We start from the raw sequence: 16,013 nt of genomic DNA, 5'->3' as shown, positions 1-16,013 counted from the left end.
GGATCGGGAATCGAAGTTCACCCGATTACGGCCGGTCGCAACCAGCAGCGTAATGTCTTCGACCAAGCTCCAAGGTTTTAGTGCCACCTGTAGCAACCGGCCCGCCGCAGCCGCTCTATCCGCTCGCCAGCCCGTCGCCGACAGCTTTTTTCCATCAAAACCGCCGCCGTTGGAAGGATTTTACTCTACAAGAACGATAGAATTAGATGACTATGCAGGGCAGTCCGGTTTTCTCTTTTCAAGGAGCCTTTCATGTCCACCATTTCACGGCGCATCGTTCTCCTGACGTCGGCAGCCCTTGCGGGCGCCGCCTTCCTCGGCCCTGCCCAGGCGCAAGACCTCAAGATCACCATCGGCTACCAGACGGTGGTCGAACCCTCGAAGGTGCCGCAGGCAGACGGCGTCTATGAGAGCACGACCAAGGCGGCCATAGACTGGCGGAAATTCGACTCCGGCGCCGATGTGATCGCCGCTGTCGCCTCCGGTTCGCTCGACATCGGCTATGTCGGGTCGAGCCCGCTGGCGGCGGCCGCCAGCCGCGAGCTTCCGATCCAGACCATTTTCATCGTCGGCCTGATCGGTGAATCCGAAGCCCTTGTCGCCCGCAACGGCGCCGGTATCGAAAAGGTCGCCGACCTCGCCGGCAAGAAAGTGGCCGTGCCCTTCGTCTCGACGACGCATTACAGCCTGCTTGCCGCGCTGAAGCATGAGGGCGTCGATCCGAAGTCGGTCGAAATCCTCAATCTCAGGCCGCCGGAGATCGCGGCGGCCTGGGCGCGCGGCGACATCGACGCGGCCTATGTCTGGGATCCGGCGCTCGGCCAGATCAAGACGTCCGGCAAGGTCGTGGTGGACTCCTCACAGGTCGCCGCCTGGGGCGCGCCGACCTTCGACGCCTGGATCGTGCGCACCGATTTCGCCGAGAAGAATCCGGAAGCGGTGCGCGACTTCGTCAAGGTGACGGGTGCGGCCTATGCCGAGTTCCTGGCCAAGCCGGATGCCTGGTCGGTGTCGTCGCCACAAGCGGCAAAGATTGCCAAGCTCACCGGCGCCAAGCTGGACGACGTGCCGCTGCTGCTCAAGGGCTATGTCTTCCCGACGCTCGGAGAGCAGGCCTCGGACAAGTTCCTCGGCGGCGGCACGGTCAAGGCTGTGGAGGCGACATCGGCCTTTCTCAAGGAGCAGGGCAAGGTCGACGCCGTGCTGCCGGATTACTCGAAATACGTATCGTCGAAATACGTCAGCGAGGCGCTGGCTTCGAATTGACGCATGACCCCGGAACCGTTGGTTCCGGAAAAGAACGCGCGCGGTTCTCCTCCCTGACGCCGCGTGCTGCCTGCCTCGGAGCCACTTAAAGCAGCTCCGGGGCAGGCGGATTCTCTTCAAAGGTTCAGCGAGGCCACATGACGCATCTCGTGCTCGACAAAGTCTCGGTCCACTATGACGGCCAGCCGGCCGTCGAACGCGTGTCGATCGATGTCGCCAAGCACGACTTCGTCGTTCTGGTCGGCCGCTCCGGCTGCGGCAAGACCTCGCTGCTCAACGTCGCCGCCGGCCTGGTCGAGCCGGTGCGCGGCAGCGCCACGATCGGCGGCAGGCCGATCACCGCGCCCGGCTCGGACCGGGCCGTGGTGTTCCAGAACGATGCGCTGTTTCCGTGGCTGAGCGCACGGGAAAATGTCGCCTTTGCTCTCAGGCTGCGCGGCGCACTGCCAGCTGAGCGGGCGCGGCGCGCCGACGAGCTGCTCAGGCTGGTGAAGCTCGACGGCGCCGGCGACAAGCATATCTGGGAGCTTTCCGGCGGCATGCGCCAGCGCGTCGGGCTGGCCCGCGCTCTCGCCGCCGAACCGCAATTCCTGCTGCTCGACGAGCCGCTCGGCGCGCTCGACGCGCTGACGCGCGAGCGCATGCAGACGACGCTGCTCGATCTGTGGACCGCAAGCCATGTCGGCGTGCTGATGGTCACGCATGGCATAGAGGAAGCGCTGGTGCTCGCCACCCGCATCGTGGTGCTGGCGCCCGGGCCGGGCCGGGTGGTGCGGACGTTCGAAACCGGCTTCAGCCGGCGCTATGCGGCCGGCGAGCCCATCCGCGCCATCAAGGCCGATCCGGCCTTCGCGGCGTCCCGCGGCGAGCTGACCGACGCCATCTTCGAGGGAGAGGCGGCATGACCGTCTCCTCCTACACGGAACGGCCAATTGCCAATACCGGCGCCAAGGCCGACGAGACCGACGCCTTGTCGGTGCCGTGGTCGCGGCCGCGGCCAAAACGAGCCCGGGTTTCGGCGCGCGTGGTCAGCACTGTCACCATTCTGGCCGTGCTGGCGGCATGGGCGCTGTCGGCTCGCCTGCAACTTGTGTCGCCGGTCTTTCTTCCGTCGCCTGCCGCTGTCTGGACCAAGTTCATTGCCGTCGCCCGCGACGGTTTTGTGGACGCGACGCTCGTCCAGCATATCGTCGCCAGCCTGGGCCGCGTGTTCGCGGCGCTGGTCGCGGCCGTCATCGTCGGCGTCCCCGTCGGGTTGGCCATCGGCACCAGCGTGATAGGTCGCGGTATCTTCGATCCGCTGCTGGAATTCCTGCGGCCGATCCCGCCGCTCGCCTATCTGCCGCTGGTCATCATCTGGTTCGGCATCGGCGAGCCGTCGAAGATCCTGGTGATCGCCATCGCCATGCTGGCGCCGGTCGCGCTGTCGACGGCCTCGGGCGTTCGCGGCGTCTCGCAGGAACGCGTCAACGCGGCCCGTTCGCTTGGCGCGACGCAGGCGCAGGTCATACGGCATGTGATCCTGCCCAGCGCCCTGCCCTCGATCCTGACCGGCCTGCGCATCGCGCTTGGCGCCGGCTGGTCGACCTTGGTCGCCGCCGAGCTGGTGGCGGCAACGCGCGGGCTTGGCTTCATGATCCAGTCGGCCGCCCAGTTCCTCGTCACCGACGTGGTGGTGATGGGCATCCTGGTGATCGCTGCCATCGCCTTCGTGCTCGAATTCATCATTCGAAGGCTCGAGCGCGCGCTCGTTCCATGGGCAGGACGGGAGTGAACAAAGGAGAGACAGTGATGGACCATTCCACCGCAACGCTGTTTGCCTTTCTTGGCAGCCGGCTTCGCCTGATCCAGGCCAGGGACAGTCAGGCGGCCGAGGAAGAGCCCAGATCGCCAGTCCCCGTCCAATTGGACGCCAGGCGCAGCCGCCTGCCGCCGCGCGACGAAGGCTTCTACTGGGCCTGGCAGTATTGGTCACAGTGAGTGGCGCCAGGCGTGCTTCGTTCGGCCGAGCCCAGCCGGCATATCATGGCGATCGCGACTTGCGACCGAGCCGGGCGCCGGCCAAGCGTATCTCTTCAGCCGCCCCATCGCTGAAATTTCTGGGTCTGCGACGGCACCTCTCCGTACAGCCTGCGGTAATAGGCGGCAAAACGGCCAAGGTCCGAGAATCCGGCTTCGAGCGCGGCCTGTGAAACGTTGACCGTGCCGGACCGCGCGGACGTCAGCCGTCGCCGCACCTGGGCCAGACGCGCGAGCCGCAAATATTCAACAGGACCCAACCCGAGTGTCTCACGAAATGCACGATGCAGCGTTCGCCTCGACACATTGAGAGCAAGGCACAGTTCCGAAATATGGATAGGGTCGAGCCGGTCCAGACCTTCGATGTAATCCTCGACTGCCCGGACAAGCCTGGAACCGGAGCGCTGCCGATCCTCATTTTCCGTGGCCTGTTGGTCCAGGACGCTTACAATGAAGGCCTCGACAAGCGAGCGCCTTAGATAGGCGATTGCAGCCGGGGTTTCCGGCACCAGGCCTCGACGGAGTTGCGCGACCTTGTTCGCGATCTCCCACCGTATGAATTCGCGAACGAGGGGAGACGCCCGGAAACGATAGATCCTGGTCCAGAAGTCGGGCTCGCTGATGGCGCCTTCTCCGGCCGAATGCAGGGCCAAATCCTCTTCGCTCAACGTGAGCGTTACATAGCGCGAGCGCCCGGTAAACCTGCCCTCCTGCTCGACGCCCCCTGGAAACACCACGACATCGCCGGGGACTATATCGTAGTCCCACTGCTTCACTTCGCCATTGCTCCCGACCATCATGCCGATGGTCACGAGATTGGGATTCATCACGCCGCGTGCCCGTATGTCCGGCTCGAAATCTCCGGCGCTGAGACCGAGCGTGCCAATTTGCGCGTGGGTCAACTGTCCTTCAAACGGCCCTGGCGCAAGTTGCACTATCCTGAGGTCAGCGCCTTGCACCGCCTCGCGCAGGTCGTCGGCATTGGCCAGCCTGATCGTGTTGACTGCGAATAGCCCGGAAGTCCTGGAACTCTCGCGGTCTGGTTTGTTTTCAGAACACTCCTCCTGCTCTGCGGAGCGATGATTTCCCTCCATCAGATGATCCTCCCGATCATCCCTCGGCCCGGCTCGATTATAGCAAACCATGGCACAGATCGCATAGCACGAAATGCTCAATCGGTTAATCTGAGCTACGATGCGGCAATTCTGTGGCTGTTTGCTGGCGGAGCAAGCAGTGCTTTGAGTATTGCTCGGCGAAAGGTAGGTAGGCCGGCCATGCGTTTGTTTTTAGGCATTATTGTTTTTCCCGATGCCGCGATGTTCTTTAAACGCGTTGGGTCCGCCAACTATTTTAAATCAATAAAACCTGAAGGGGATGGAGGAGACGCAGCGGTTGTATCGCCGCGAGCCTTCCCGAACAAGGTTGTCGGGCTCCCGCAAATCCCCATGTGATCTGGAGCCCCCAATGGAACATGTCGATTCAAAATCGGGTTCCGACCAGATCTCGGTTGAACTGTCCGCGCGGCGAACGGGCATGTCGTTCCAGCGAACGCGCATGAGCGCCGACCGCACGCTGATGTCGGTTATCCGCACCGCGCTGTCGCTCATCAGCTTCGGCTTCACCATCTTCCAGGTGTTCCAGAAGTTGCGGGACGCCGGGACGCTGGCCCACGCCGCCGCACCGCGCAATTTCGGCATCACGCTGGTTCTGCTTGGCATCCTGATGCTGATCGTCGGCATCATCTACCACGTGCTTTTCATGGCCGGCCTACGCCAGGAGCGGAACGCCATGCGCCAAGCCGACCTCGTCCACGCCGAGAGCGGCTATCCGGTTTCCTTCACGCTTATCACTGCCGTGATCCTGCTTTTGATCGGCCTCGTGGCGATCAGCAGCATGGTTTTCAACGTTGGCCCGTTCACCGATCCCGGAGGGTAAGCCAACGGGCACGTTCGAATCCTTTTGTCGCACGAATATTGATCTCAAAAAAACCGAGGAGTGACAGGATGGCCAAGGCACCAAGTTCGGGCAAACCCAATGTCCTGCTGATATTTGCGGACGACATCGGCTGGTTCGATGTCGGAGCTTACAATCGTGGCATCATGGGAGCACCAACACCGAACATCGATCGCATCGCGAAGGAGGGTGCGCTCCTTACCGACTTCTACGGCCAGGCAAGTTGCACGGCCGGCCGCGCGGCGTTCATAACGGGGCAGATTCCGTTGCGCACTGGCCTCACAACCGTCGGCATGCCAGGCGCCCCGCAGGGGCTGCAACCCGAAGATCCCACCATCGCCGACTTGCTCAAGCCGCTTGGATACATGACGGCGCAGACCGGCAAGAACCACCTCGGCGACCGTAACGAATTCCTGCCGACCGTGCATGGCTTCGACGAGTTCTACGGCAATCTCTATCACCTCAATGCCGAAGAAGAGCCGGAGCAAGCGGATTACCCGAAGGACAACGCGCTTTTCGAGAAGCTCTTCAAGCCGCGCGGCGTGCTCGAATGCAAGGCGACCAATACCGACGATGCTACTGTTGATGAGCGTTTCGGACGTGTCGGCAAGCAGACGATCAAGGACCACGGGCCCCTGAACACCAAACTCATGCAGACGATCGAGGATGATCTTCTGGCCCGATCTTTGAATTTCATCGACCGGGCCAACGATGCCGGCAAGCCGTTCCTGCTGTGGCACAATACGACCCGCATGCACGTCTGGACGCATTTGTCCGAACGCTGGGAAGGCAAGACCAAGCTCGGACGGTACGCTGATGGCATGCAGGAGCTGGACTGGGTGGTTGGCCAACTTCTGAAGAAGCTGGATGATCTCGGCATCGCCGATAACACCATCATTGTCTTCTCGACCGACAACGGAGCTGAAAAATTCACTTGGCCGGATGGCGGCACGTCCCCTTTCCGCGGCGAGAAAGGTCTCGGCTGGGAGGGTGGTTTTCGTGTGCCATTCCTTATCCGTTGGCCAGGTGGTGGCATAACGGGAAACCAGGTTTTGAATGGCATCGGTTCCCTTGAGGATGTGCTGCCGACCGTTCTTGCTGCGGCTGGAGTTCCTGACGTGAAGGAGAAGCTGCTCAACGGCTACGATGCCGGCAGCAAGCACTTCAAAGTGCATCTCGACGGCTACAATCTGCTGCCGTACCTCAAGGGCGAAGTCGATGAGTCACCGAGGCACGAATTTATGTACTTCGGGGAGCGCAATCTGTTTGCCATTCGCTACAACAATTGGAAGGTCCATTTCGAAACGAAAGACGATTGGTTCGGCGGAGCAATGCTGAAGACGACGGTGCCAAGACCCGTTAATCTCCGAAACGATCCGTTCGAGCAGCATATGGAGGCGCCGTTCTATCCCAACTATGCGGTCGCGAAACTTTGGACCGTTCTGCCGATAGCAGCGATCGTTCAAAAGAAAATGGCTACATTCAAGGATTTCCCGGCACGGCAGGCTCCGCCTGACGTGGATATGGATCAGTTCACGCGAGCGGTGCTGAAAGCCGCAGCGGAAGGAATCGGCAATTAGGTCATTCCGGTTGGTGCGGGGCGGCATCTGATGTCGCCCCGCAGCTATTAGGTGTCCGCTTGCAATGCAGAAATCCACGCCTGATGACGATTGCACAACTCATCCCCATGGCGATCAACCTCAGCATATGGCGCTCGCGGCTGCACAACCCCACGCCGGGAAGGGCAGCCTGATGTCGACCGTACTGCCTTCCTGGAACGATGGCACCGCCAAGCGGGTGATCATCGATTTCGTCGATCGCGTGACCGAGAATGGCGGCAACGATTTTGTGCCGCCGGAAGACCGCATCGCGACCTTCGACAATGACGGCACGCTGTGGTGCGAACAGCCGATGCCGGTGCAGCTTTTCTTTGCCTTCGAGCGCCTGGCCGAACTGGCGAAGACCGACCCGTCGATGAGGGAGCGCCAGCCGTTCAAGGCATTCCTGGATCGCGATATGAAAGCCATCGCGGCGTTGGGCAAGGAAGGCGCATTCACTTTCGGGATGGCCACCCATGCCGGCACGACCGCCGACGAATTCGATGCGATCGCGAAGTCGTGGCTGGCCAAGGCGAAGCATCCCACGCTCGGACGGCTGTTCAAGGACAATGTCTATCAGCCGCAAGTGGAATTGCTCGACTACCTCCGTGCCAACGGTTTCCGCACTTTCATCGTCTCAGGCGGCGGTATCGACCTGATCCGCGCATTCGCAGAGGAAAAATACGGCATCTCGCGTGACCAGATTGTCGGTTCGAGCTTGAAGTCGCGTTTCGAAATGAAGGGGGGCCGGGCCGAGATCGTCAAGCTGGCCGAGATCGACAGCTTCGATGACCGGGAGGTCAAGCCCGCAAACATCTATCTGCATGTCGGGCGCCGTCCGATCTTGGCCTTCGGCAATTCCGACGGTGATCTCGCGATGATGCGTTATGCCCGCACGGGCAGCGGGCCAAGCCTGGCGCTGCTTCTCCACCATGACGACACCGAGCGCGAGTTCGCCTACGACCGCGAGTTCCGGCTCAGCCCGTTGGCTGAAGCCCTGGACAGGGCAGATGAGTACGGCTTCACGGTCGTGAGCATGAAGCAGGACTGGTCGAGAATCTTCAGTTGAAATCCGTTGCAGGCTTCGAGGGGGAAACGGTGGTGGCTGACGTCCGATCTCACCGTAAGCCACGATTTCGAGGCGGATGCGACGCCGATGTCGTGGGAGATCCAGTTGGGATGGAATATGGCGCGGCTAAAGAACGGGGCCGCGGTCAATGCCTATGTGAGGCCGGGCGTCGGGATCGGCCCGGACCGGCCTTATGACGCAAACATCGAGGTCGGCATCTCGCTGGTGAATTTTTAAGCAGGAGGACAAGGGATGATCTCTGCAGCAATGCCGCGCTGGTTGGTCATAATGGCCGCAGCCGCCACAGCCATGGCCTGGGCCGACGACGCGGGCGCCACCGAAGCCGTGGCGGGCCGCTACATACCTGGCCTTTACGCCGCACCCGGAGCCGGCATCGTGCCGCCCGTGCCCGGCGTCTATTGGGGCATCTCCAACGTCTATTATCATGGCAAGGCAGGCACCGAAGTGCCGATCGGCGACAACGCCGTCGCCTTCGGGCTGGAAGCCGACATGTGGACAACCGCCTTGGCGGCGGTCTACGTGCCCGAGCTGCATCTTCCCGGCAACTGGACCTATGCGGTTCAGGCCGTGGTGCCGATCGGTTGGACTAGGGCGCAGGCGACGCTCGGTTCGCTCGGGACCGAGCAGGACGTCACGGGTCTCGGCGACGTCGCGATCTCGCCCCTCGTGTTCGGCTGGCACAACGATGCGCTGAACACCTTTTTCTCCGCCTCGCTGACGGTTACCGCGCCAACCGGCGAATGGAAGAATGGCGACATCGCTTTCATAGGCCTCAATTATTGGACGTTCACGCCGGCTATCGGCTTCACCCGGCTGGTGCCTGAATATGGGCTGGACCTCTCGGCCAAGTTCGGCATCGACATCAACACCAAGAATGAAGATACCGACTATTACAGCGGCGCCATGGCTCATCTGGACCTGGCGGTGACCAAAAGCCTGACCGAGAATTTCTCGGTCGGCGGTCTCGCCGGCTTTCTCTACCAGATCGAAGACGACCGCGGCACCTTCGCGGACACCCATGACGGGTTCAGGGGTCGTTCCATCGCGATCGGACCCTTCGTGAAATACAAGGCCAAGTTCGGCAAGGCGACCGAGATCGATTTCGACCTGCGCTGGGCGCATGAGGTCGAGGTCGAGAACCGGATGAAGGGCAACGCCGTCTTCTTCGACATCAGCGGCAAGTTCTAGCCGAACTCGACGTGCGATCTCCTCATCGAGGTCTACGAAGCACTGATGCAAGACGTGACGCAACCCAGGCATGTTGCCAGCTCGGCGGCGTGCCTCGCGAGTATCTGGCGTTCCGCAACCCGGACACCGACCGGCAGATCTGGATCAAGGAGGGCCCTGAGCCTGTGGAGCGTCAAATTCGCGAACGGTTCGCCCACACCAGCCCGGCCAGGCCGACCAGCATGGCGACGATGCCGATATAGAGCCATTGCGACTGGCCGGTCATGAAGCTGCCGCCGACGAGGCCGATGCCTTGCAGCGACCAGAGCGCACCAATGGCGAGCACCAACAACGCCAGCAGGTTCTTGATCAATCTCATCGCCGGAATTTCCTTCTCAAGTCGATCGTCAATTCAGCCATGGCCGCGAATGACAAAGCGAAAGGAAGCGATCCAATGGCGCTCACCCTACCTTGCATCTTAACGTCTGATCTTGCTGAAGACATCTCGAAGATCAGCGCGAAGATCATCGAAGACTCGCAACCAGCCAGCAGAAAACTCTGACAGACTGTTTCGCGCCGACTCCAAACGTGTGCCGCGGCCACGGAACTGCCGGACCTTTGCCGCATTTCCTGCCTTATTCGCCTCCAACGACTTGGGTCTGTCAACGGAGACATTCCCAAACATGAAGAAAAGCAACCAGACCGCGCTTGTCGCGGCGACGATCGCGGCTGGCCTGATGGTCGGCGCATCCACCTCCCCTGCCGCCGCTCAATGCGGCCGCGCCTCCTGGTACGCGCTGCACTCGAAGACCGCTTCCGGCGAGCGGATGAACCCGTCGGCACTGACCGCCGCGCACCGCACTTTGCCATTCGGTACGAAGCTGAAGGTCACCAACCGCAACAACGGCCGCAGCGTCGTCGTGCGCATCAATGACCGCGGCCCGTTCATCAAGGGGCGCGTGATCGACCTGTCGAAGGGCGCCGCCAGCCGGCTCGGCTTCATCAGCTCGGGCCATACCTCCGTGTGCACGGCCCGCGTGTGACGCCGCGCGTCTGAGATATGCTGTCCGGCCTCAAGGCCGGATGGCCACAAACCTGAAGCGATTGCCCATGCTCTCCCCGGCGGCTTTCGCAGTCGCACAATAAGCCGGCTCTCGCCGTTCAAAGCCGATTTTCAAGGCCTTGGACGAAAGGATGAGCATAAATCAGGCCACTTGACGTATTGCATCGCAGCAATTTGTTGCTAACGTCCGCGCGAGACATCTAAGGCTCGGCGCTGCCCGTCGTCCCTTTGGTCGCAGCAGCGGGGTTCTCGATGTTCTACCAGTTCTACGAATTGAACCACGCCGCCCTGCAGCCGGCCCGCCTCTATGCCGATGCGGTGCGGATGCTCTACACCAATCCGCTCAATCCATTAACGCACACGTCCTGGGGCCGCTCCGTCGCGGCAACGGCCGAATTGTTCGAGCGCACGACGCGCCGCTACAGCAAGCCGCAATTCGGCCTGACCAAGACCGTGGTCGACTGGAAAAGCGTCGACGTCACCGAAAAGACGGTGTGGTCGCGGCCGTTCTGCAATCTGCTCCGTTTCGAGCGGGCGGTTCCCGCCGGCCGCCGGCCTGATCCGAAGCTGCTGATCGTGGCGCCGATGTCGGGCCATTATGCGACGCTGCTGCGCGGCACGGTCGAGGCGATGCTGCCCCATGCCGACGTGCACATCACCGACTGGGTGGACGCCCGCATGGTGCCGCTCAGCGACGGCAGCTTCGACCTCGACGACTATATCGACTACATCGTCGACATGCTGCATGCGCTGGGGCCCGACACCCATGTCATGGCGGTCTGCCAGCCGTCGGTGCCGGTGCTGGCGGCGGTGGCGCTGATGGAAACGCGCGGCGATCCGTTCGTTCCCTCGACGATGACGCTGATGGGCGGGCCGATCGACACCCGCCGCAATCCGACCGCGGTCAATCTTCTGGCCGAGGAAAAGGGCATCGACTGGTTCCGCGACAACGTCGTCATGCAGGCGCCGTGGCCGGTGCCGGGCTTCGGCCGTGAGGTCTATCCCGGCTTCCTGCAGCTTTCGGGCTTCATGAGCATGAACCTCGACCGCCACATCATCGCCCACAAGGACTTCTTCATGCATCTGGTGAAGCATGACGGCGACAATGCCGAGAAGCACCGCGACTTCTACGACGAATATATGGCGGTGATGGATCTGACGGCGGAGTTCTACCTGCAGACGGTCGACACCGTGTTTGTCCGCCACGCTTTGCCCAAGGGCGAAATGACGCATCGCGGCGTGGCCATCGATCCCTCAGCGATCCGCAATGTCGCCCTGTTCACCGTCGAGGGCGAGAACGACGACATTTCCGGCCTCGGCCAGACCCAGGCCGCACACGACCTCTGCGTCAACATCCCCGCGGACAGGCACGCTCACTACATGCAGCCGGCGGTCGGCCATTACGGCGTCTTCAACGGCTCGCGCTTCCGCTCCGAAATCGTGCCGCGCATCGTCGACTTCATCACCAGCTATGGCCGCCAGACCCGCGTTGCAGTGAAGCCGAAGCTGGTCCGCACCGCCAAAAAGTAAGAATGCACCTTATGAGGCCCGGATGGTAGCAGCCGCTCAAATCGACCTGTTGCACAATAGCCGCGTTTTCGGCCGTGCCGGTAACCATGTCGCAAATCTGGCCGTTCGTATAATTGACGGGACTGTGAATCGCCCTTAACGTTTCGTTAACAACAAGGGACGAGGGGGACAATGATTTCCTCACCAATGGCGAGAAAGGTGCGCGTGTGCGCATTCGCAGGGCTGGCACTTGCGACAGGCTGGTCGACGGCGGCTTCGGCGGCCGGACCAATGGCAACCGGCGGCCCGACATCGCAGCCGATCGGCCATTACGATTTCTGCAAGACCAATCCGGCCGAATGCTCGATCCGCCCGGGCAATCTCGCCCCCGCCACCATGACCGGCTCGCTCTGGCGCAAGATGCTCAGCGTCAACGCCAGGGTCAACGCCGCCGTCAAGCCGATAAGCGACTTCGACATCTACGGCAAGGACGAGGTCTGGGCCTATCCGGCCAAGGGTGTCGGCGACTGTGAGGACTATGTCCTGGAGAAGCGCCGCGAATTGAACCGCATGGGCGTGTCCTACGCCGATCTTCTGATGACCGTGGTGCGCAAGCCCGACGGCGAGGGCCATGCAGTGCTGACGGTGCGCACGAGCAAGGGCGACTACATCCTCGACAATCTGGACGGAAAGGTCCGCGCGTGGGACCGGACCGGCTACCGCTTCCTCAAGCGGCAGGCGATCGACAATACCGGCCGCTGGGTCTCGATCCGTGATGGCCAGCAGGTTCTGGTCGGCGCGGTTCAGTAGCAGGCGATCACTTCGGCTGCTTCAAAGCCGCCCTGATTGATGCGGTGATGCGGCGAAGCTCGGCTTCGTCGAGTTTCTCGATGTTTTCGGCCAGCAGATTGGCAAGCTCGGTGGCGGCGGGGCTTAGGCCCGACGTATCGAGCTTCACTCGCGGGTGCGAGGTCTCGGCCAGCCGCGCGAGTTCTTCCGCATCGTCCCATATGACATTGAAATAGCCGATGATCTTCTGGATCAGCGTCCAGGTCGGCGCGCCGCGACGGCCATGCTCCAGCGCCGACAAATAGGCGGCGCTGACGCCGATCGCCTCGGCCATGGCCTTTTGACTGACGCCGCGCTCGCTTCGCAACGCGCGAAGCTTTTCGCCGAACGGGGTCACAAGTTCATCCTCAAGGGCGCGCCCGCCGCAGGCGGACATAGAGCGCGCCCGAGCCGCCATGGTTGCGGGCGGCATGGTCGTGGCTGGAGACGAGCGGCCTGAATGCGGGTGTCGACAGCCAGGCCGGCACGGCGCGCCGCAAGACGCCGTCGCCGCCCGACGAGGAGCCTTTGCCGGTGATGACCAGCACATAGCGGATGCCGCCGGCATGCGCCCGGTGCAGGAAGGAAAACAATAGCGAATAGGCCTCGTCCTGGGTCAGGCCATGCAGATCGACGCGGCCTTCGATCGGCAGCCGGCCCTTCGACAGTTTTTCCAGCGTCGGTTCGTCGAGCGCATGTGAAACGTGCTGCGTCTTTGCTTTCGCCGCCGCGGCCGGAGCCATGGCCTGGGCACGCGGCGGTGGCTTCGTGTCATCACCGTTGTCCGGGCCGATGTCGGGACTGTCGATGGTGGACTTGCCCTTCAGCGGCTTGGCCGTGTGCGCCACCAGGTTCCACAGCACCCGGTCGTCCTCGCTCAGCCTGTCGATGCGTCGGGTCATCGCCCCGCCTCCCGAACAAGCGGACGCGGTATCAGCGCGTAGAAATCGGCAGGATTGCGGACGACACCGGCGATCTCGCCGGCCGCGTCGCCCGTTCCGGCGAACAGGTCGCCACGGGCCGGCCCGGTGATGGCCGAGCCGGTGTCCTGCGCGATCATCAGCCGCCGGAACGGCTTTTTATCGAAGGCGGTCAGCGACGGCGCGTCGATGTAGAACGGCGTGCCGAACGTATGGAGCAGCCGGTCGACGGCGACGGAGCGGCCCGGCGTCAGCGGCACCTTTGCGGCAGCGATCGGCCCGAGTTCCGGGTCGTCGACCCCCGCCTCGCTGAGGGAAATCTCGCGGAAAAAAATATAGGAGCGGTTGCGCCACAGGATCTCGTCGATGCGATCCGGATGCGCCTTGAACCAGGCGCGGATCGACTGCATGGTCACCGCTTGCAGCGGGATTTCGCCTAGCTCACTCAGGATCTTGCCCGGTCCGGTAAAGCGCCGGCCGGATTTGGCGGCATAGGTGACGCGGCAAAGCCGGCCGTCGGTCATGGTGAGCCGCGCAGAACCCTGCACATGGATGAAGAAGGCGTCGACCTTGTCGGCGAGCCAGGCGATTTCCAACCCCTTGCCGGCCAGGCTTTTGCCGGCCAAACCTTCGCCGGCAAGCACGCCGCGCTCGATCTCGCCGCGGTCGAAGTACTCGACCGGTCCGTTCGGCGTCTCGCGGCCGAAGGCGAGATAAAGGTCCATGCCGGGCGGCCGGTTGGCGTCGTCGATGTCGACGAGGTCGGCCGGGCGCGACAGCAGCGGCACCGTAAAGCGCTCGGTTCGCACCGGTGAGGCGTCGACCACGGGTTCATAGAAGCCGGTGACGAGGCCGGCGCCGCCGCTTTCAGCCCTTATGTGCGCCGGGATGAAATGTCGCTCGAAGAAGGCGCGGGCTTGCGCCCGGTCGGTTGGCGGAACGGTGCGGGCCGCAGCGTAGGCGTCGGTGAAGGCGTTGAAGTCGACGCCGAGCCCGCCGGAGCGATAGGGTTTTGTCAGGACATGAAAAGCCGAACGCCGGAAAGCCGCGAACGCAGCCGGATGGTCGTCCTCGTCCCAACCGGGCAGATCGTCAAAGGATTTTTCGCGGAACGCCTGAGAAAGCGACACGACAGACCCCGCCGTGGTCCGGGCTCAGTCTTCTTCTTCGGTGGCGACCAGCTTCCAGTTCGGGTCGCGCGAGCGCGTGTCGCGGGCGAATGTCCAGACGTCCTTGACCTCGGCGACGGTCTCGGGATCGCCGTCGATGACGGCGCCGGCCTTGTCGCGCGTCGCCGAAATCAGCTCGCTGACGATGCGCAGCGTGATATGCGCCTCGCCGCCCTTCATCTCGGCGGAGACGATGTCGGCCTTGTCGATGCCGACGAAAGACGACTGGATCTTTTCCGATTTCGCCTCACGGTCGCCGATGGCCGCGACAAAGCCGTCATAGACCTCGCGCGACAACAAGTTCTTCAGCGTCTTGCGGTCGCCATCGGCGTAGGCCATGACGATCATCTCATAGGCCATCTTGGCGCCGTCGACGAAGGTCTTGGGGTCGAATGCCGGATCATTGTCCTTGATCGTGCGCAGGCCCCTGTTGAGATCGGTGTCAGGCTTGGCGAAGGCGTCGATCGCCGCGTAGGCGTCGATGGCCGGCTCTCCCGGCGCCCGCTTGCGCGGCAGCGAGACCACATTTTCGGGTTTCTGGGCGGCGTCCTCGCGCGTCCGGCTCGCCGTATAGGGATCGAAGGGCGGGCGTTCGCTGCCGGTGCGGCGGCCGAGCACGTTGCGCAGCTGGAAAAAGATCACAACCGCCGCAACCAGAAAGAAAATCGTGCCGAAGTCGAAGAATCCCATATCTTCCGCCAATCAATCCCTACTCCGGCCGGACCGCCCGGCCTAGCAATGGCTGCGGTCGCATAGCGTTCAACATTCAAAGCATATAGAACGCAAGGTGCCATCATTCAAATTAAAGGCAGGCATACCTATCTACAAGCTCCAGTGCCAGCGGCGATTGCTCACCGGCCGGCAAAACATGGAAACGATCGGTCAAGATTTGCGTATTTCGCTGCTTCCCCTGTTCATTCTCGCGCTTCCGCTGCTGGAGATCGCCGGTTTCGTCGTTGTCGGCCGCCAGGTCGGCGCATTGGCGACGGTCGGCCTGGTGCTGGCCTCGAGCATCGCCGGCGCGCTGTTGTTGCGATACCAGGGTTTCGGCGTCATGAGCCGGGTCCGTGCCGAGATGGACGCCGGACGTGATCCAAGCCGCCAGCTCGCGCACGGCGCGATGATCGTGCTGGCGGCGATCCTGCTCATCATTCCCGGCTTCATAACAGACATTTTCGGCATTCTGCTGTTCCTGCCGCCGGTCCGCGACCTTGCCTGGCGCCTGCTGAAAGGCCGCATCGTGCTGGCGACCAATTTCGGCACCGGCGGATTCCGCGCCCGGCAACGCGACAAGACCATCGATCTCGACGACGGCGACTATTCGCGCGGTGACGATCACGGGCGTGGACCGGATCACACTTCTCCCTGGCGCCGCCTCAAGGACGACTAGGTCACCTCAGGGGCGACTGGTCGGCAAACGCCTCCGGAACG

The 16,013-nt window shown here is 62.6% G+C and carries 19 protein-coding genes; 13 read left to right on the top strand and 6 right to left on the bottom strand.

Annotated features, from left to right (window positions below):
• Window positions 1-252 precede the first annotated feature (252 nt).
• From tauA to EN885_RS22590, 4 genes are all read left to right on the top strand, one after another.
• Window positions 253-1,266, top strand: a complete 1,014-nt coding sequence (gene tauA, locus EN885_RS22605; protein ID WP_128242767.1) for a taurine ABC transporter substrate-binding protein — start codon at window positions 253-255, stop codon at window positions 1,264-1,266.
• Between the two features lie 137 nt (window positions 1,267-1,403).
• Window positions 1,404-2,171 (top strand): taurine ABC transporter ATP-binding protein, encoded by a 768-nt coding sequence (locus EN885_RS22600; protein ID WP_128242766.1) that lies wholly within the window; start codon window positions 1,404-1,406, stop codon window positions 2,169-2,171.
• Window positions 2,168-3,040 (top strand): ABC transporter permease subunit, encoded by an 873-nt coding sequence (locus EN885_RS22595; RefSeq protein WP_128242765.1) that lies wholly within the window; start codon window positions 2,168-2,170, stop codon window positions 3,038-3,040. The genes EN885_RS22600 and EN885_RS22595 overlap by 4 nt, the downstream gene beginning before the upstream one ends.
• A gap of 17 nt (window positions 3,041-3,057) precedes the next feature.
• On the top strand, window positions 3,058-3,246 hold the full coding sequence (locus EN885_RS22590) for a hypothetical protein (protein WP_128242764.1): 189 nt from the start codon (window positions 3,058-3,060) through the stop codon (window positions 3,244-3,246).
• Window positions 3,247-3,341: 95 nt separating this feature from the next.
• Here EN885_RS22590 and EN885_RS22585 read toward each other — a convergent pair whose 3' ends face one another.
• The gene (locus tag EN885_RS22585; RefSeq protein WP_164897897.1) at window positions 3,342-4,379 is read right to left on the bottom strand and encodes a helix-turn-helix domain-containing protein; all 1,038 of its coding nucleotides are present in this window, start codon (window positions 4,377-4,379) and stop codon (window positions 3,342-3,344) included.
• A gap of 370 nt (window positions 4,380-4,749) precedes the next feature.
• Here EN885_RS22585 and EN885_RS22580 point away from each other — a divergent pair, with 370 nt between their 5' ends.
• The 5 genes from EN885_RS22580 (at window position 4,750) to EN885_RS22565 (ending at window position 9,114) form a co-directional block, all read left to right on the top strand.
• Window positions 4,750-5,220: a DUF202 domain-containing protein gene (locus tag EN885_RS22580; RefSeq protein ID WP_245493126.1), complete on the top strand. Its 471-nt coding sequence runs from the start codon at window positions 4,750-4,752 to the stop codon at window positions 5,218-5,220.
• 68 nt (window positions 5,221-5,288) lie between these two features.
• A complete protein-coding gene (locus tag EN885_RS22575) occupies window positions 5,289-6,818 on the top strand; it encodes an arylsulfatase (RefSeq protein ID WP_128242762.1) in 1,530 nt (509 codons plus the stop codon).
• 172 nt (window positions 6,819-6,990) lie between these two features.
• On the top strand, window positions 6,991-7,905 hold the full coding sequence (locus EN885_RS22570) for an HAD family hydrolase (protein WP_128242761.1): 915 nt from the start codon (window positions 6,991-6,993) through the stop codon (window positions 7,903-7,905).
• Between the two features lie 87 nt (window positions 7,906-7,992).
• The gene (locus EN885_RS33660; protein ID WP_164897896.1) at window positions 7,993-8,142 is read left to right on the top strand and encodes a hypothetical protein; all 150 of its coding nucleotides are present in this window, start codon (window positions 7,993-7,995) and stop codon (window positions 8,140-8,142) included.
• Between the two features lie 15 nt (window positions 8,143-8,157).
• Window positions 8,158-9,114 (top strand): transporter, encoded by a 957-nt coding sequence (locus EN885_RS22565; RefSeq protein WP_128242760.1) that lies wholly within the window; start codon window positions 8,158-8,160, stop codon window positions 9,112-9,114.
• A gap of 172 nt (window positions 9,115-9,286) precedes the next feature.
• Here EN885_RS22565 and EN885_RS22555 read toward each other — a convergent pair whose 3' ends face one another.
• Entirely contained in the window at window positions 9,287-9,472 is a 186-nt protein-coding gene (locus EN885_RS22555; RefSeq protein WP_128242758.1) for a hypothetical protein, read from the bottom strand.
• A gap of 304 nt (window positions 9,473-9,776) precedes the next feature.
• On the opposite strand from EN885_RS22555, the gene EN885_RS22550 reads away from it, so the two are divergent.
• The 3 genes from EN885_RS22550 (at window position 9,777) to EN885_RS22540 (ending at window position 12,475) form a co-directional block, all read left to right on the top strand.
• Window positions 9,777-10,136 (top strand): septal ring lytic transglycosylase RlpA family protein, encoded by a 360-nt coding sequence (locus EN885_RS22550; RefSeq protein WP_126104247.1) that lies wholly within the window; start codon window positions 9,777-9,779, stop codon window positions 10,134-10,136.
• A 272-nt stretch (window positions 10,137-10,408) separates the two neighbouring features.
• Window positions 10,409-11,686, top strand: a complete 1,278-nt coding sequence (locus tag EN885_RS22545; protein ID WP_128242757.1) for a polyhydroxyalkanoate depolymerase — start codon at window positions 10,409-10,411, stop codon at window positions 11,684-11,686.
• Window positions 11,687-11,857: 171 nt separating this feature from the next.
• Window positions 11,858-12,475: a transglutaminase-like cysteine peptidase gene (locus EN885_RS22540; RefSeq protein WP_128242756.1), complete on the top strand. Its 618-nt coding sequence runs from the start codon at window positions 11,858-11,860 to the stop codon at window positions 12,473-12,475.
• A 7-nt stretch (window positions 12,476-12,482) separates the two neighbouring features.
• Here the strand turns inward: EN885_RS22540 and EN885_RS22535 are convergent, their stop codons facing one another.
• The 4 genes from EN885_RS22535 to EN885_RS22520 are packed head-to-tail and all read right to left on the bottom strand — an operon-like array spanning window position 12,483 to window position 15,272.
• A complete protein-coding gene (locus tag EN885_RS22535) occupies window positions 12,483-12,851 on the bottom strand; it encodes a helix-turn-helix transcriptional regulator (RefSeq protein WP_095485104.1) in 369 nt (122 codons plus the stop codon).
• 10 nt (window positions 12,852-12,861) lie between these two features.
• Window positions 12,862-13,395 (bottom strand): Smr/MutS family protein, encoded by a 534-nt coding sequence (locus tag EN885_RS22530; RefSeq protein WP_128242755.1) that lies wholly within the window; start codon window positions 13,393-13,395, stop codon window positions 12,862-12,864.
• Window positions 13,392-14,543: a murein transglycosylase A gene (locus EN885_RS22525; protein WP_128242754.1), complete on the bottom strand. Its 1,152-nt coding sequence runs from the start codon at window positions 14,541-14,543 to the stop codon at window positions 13,392-13,394. Before EN885_RS22525 ends, EN885_RS22530 begins: the two co-directional genes overlap by 4 nt.
• A gap of 24 nt (window positions 14,544-14,567) precedes the next feature.
• The gene (locus EN885_RS22520) at window positions 14,568-15,272 is read right to left on the bottom strand and encodes a Tim44/TimA family putative adaptor protein (protein WP_126104251.1); all 705 of its coding nucleotides are present in this window, start codon (window positions 15,270-15,272) and stop codon (window positions 14,568-14,570) included.
• A 199-nt stretch (window positions 15,273-15,471) separates the two neighbouring features.
• On the opposite strand from EN885_RS22520, the gene EN885_RS22515 reads away from it, so the two are divergent.
• Window positions 15,472-15,972 (top strand): FxsA family protein, encoded by a 501-nt coding sequence (locus EN885_RS22515; RefSeq protein WP_095485105.1) that lies wholly within the window; start codon window positions 15,472-15,474, stop codon window positions 15,970-15,972.
• Window positions 15,973-16,013: the final 41 nt, after the last annotated feature.

It is taken from the genome of Mesorhizobium sp. M6A.T.Cr.TU.014.01.1.1 (assembly GCF_004022765.1).
Taxonomy (GTDB): domain Bacteria; phylum Pseudomonadota; class Alphaproteobacteria; order Rhizobiales; family Rhizobiaceae; genus Mesorhizobium; species Mesorhizobium mediterraneum.
The sequence above is the reverse complement of the archived record's forward strand: the minus strand, read 5'-3'. Positions and strand labels throughout refer to the sequence as shown.

Bases quoted from the DNA above. Each gene is read 5' to 3' on its own strand.
- tauA (WP_128242767.1), top strand. From the start codon at position 253: ATGTCCACCATTTCACGGCGCATCGTTCTCCTGACGTCGGCAGCCCTT.
- EN885_RS22600 (WP_128242766.1), top strand. From the start codon at position 1,404: ATGACGCATCTCGTGCTCGACAAAGTCTCGGTCCACTATGACGGCCAG.
- EN885_RS22595 (WP_128242765.1), top strand. From the start codon at position 2,168: ATGACCGTCTCCTCCTACACGGAACGGCCAATTGCCAATACCGGCGCC.
- EN885_RS22590 (WP_128242764.1), top strand. From the start codon at position 3,058: ATGGACCATTCCACCGCAACGCTGTTTGCCTTTCTTGGCAGCCGGCTT.
- EN885_RS22585 (WP_164897897.1), bottom strand. From the start codon at position 4,379: ATGGAGGGAAATCATCGCTCCGCAGAGCAGGAGGAGTGTTCTGAAAAC.
- EN885_RS22580 (WP_245493126.1), top strand. From the start codon at position 4,750: ATGGAACATGTCGATTCAAAATCGGGTTCCGACCAGATCTCGGTTGAA.
- EN885_RS22575 (WP_128242762.1), top strand. From the start codon at position 5,289: ATGGCCAAGGCACCAAGTTCGGGCAAACCCAATGTCCTGCTGATATTT.
- EN885_RS22570 (WP_128242761.1), top strand. From the start codon at position 6,991: ATGTCGACCGTACTGCCTTCCTGGAACGATGGCACCGCCAAGCGGGTG.
- EN885_RS33660 (WP_164897896.1), top strand. From the start codon at position 7,993: ATGTCGTGGGAGATCCAGTTGGGATGGAATATGGCGCGGCTAAAGAAC.
- EN885_RS22565 (WP_128242760.1), top strand. From the start codon at position 8,158: ATGATCTCTGCAGCAATGCCGCGCTGGTTGGTCATAATGGCCGCAGCC.
- EN885_RS22555 (WP_128242758.1), bottom strand. From the start codon at position 9,472: ATGAGATTGATCAAGAACCTGCTGGCGTTGTTGGTGCTCGCCATTGGT.
- EN885_RS22550 (WP_126104247.1), top strand. From the start codon at position 9,777: ATGAAGAAAAGCAACCAGACCGCGCTTGTCGCGGCGACGATCGCGGCT.
- EN885_RS22545 (WP_128242757.1), top strand. From the start codon at position 10,409: ATGTTCTACCAGTTCTACGAATTGAACCACGCCGCCCTGCAGCCGGCC.
- EN885_RS22540 (WP_128242756.1), top strand. From the start codon at position 11,858: ATGATTTCCTCACCAATGGCGAGAAAGGTGCGCGTGTGCGCATTCGCA.
- EN885_RS22530 (WP_128242755.1), bottom strand. From the start codon at position 13,395: ATGACCCGACGCATCGACAGGCTGAGCGAGGACGACCGGGTGCTGTGG.
- EN885_RS22520 (WP_126104251.1), bottom strand. From the start codon at position 15,272: ATGGGATTCTTCGACTTCGGCACGATTTTCTTTCTGGTTGCGGCGGTT.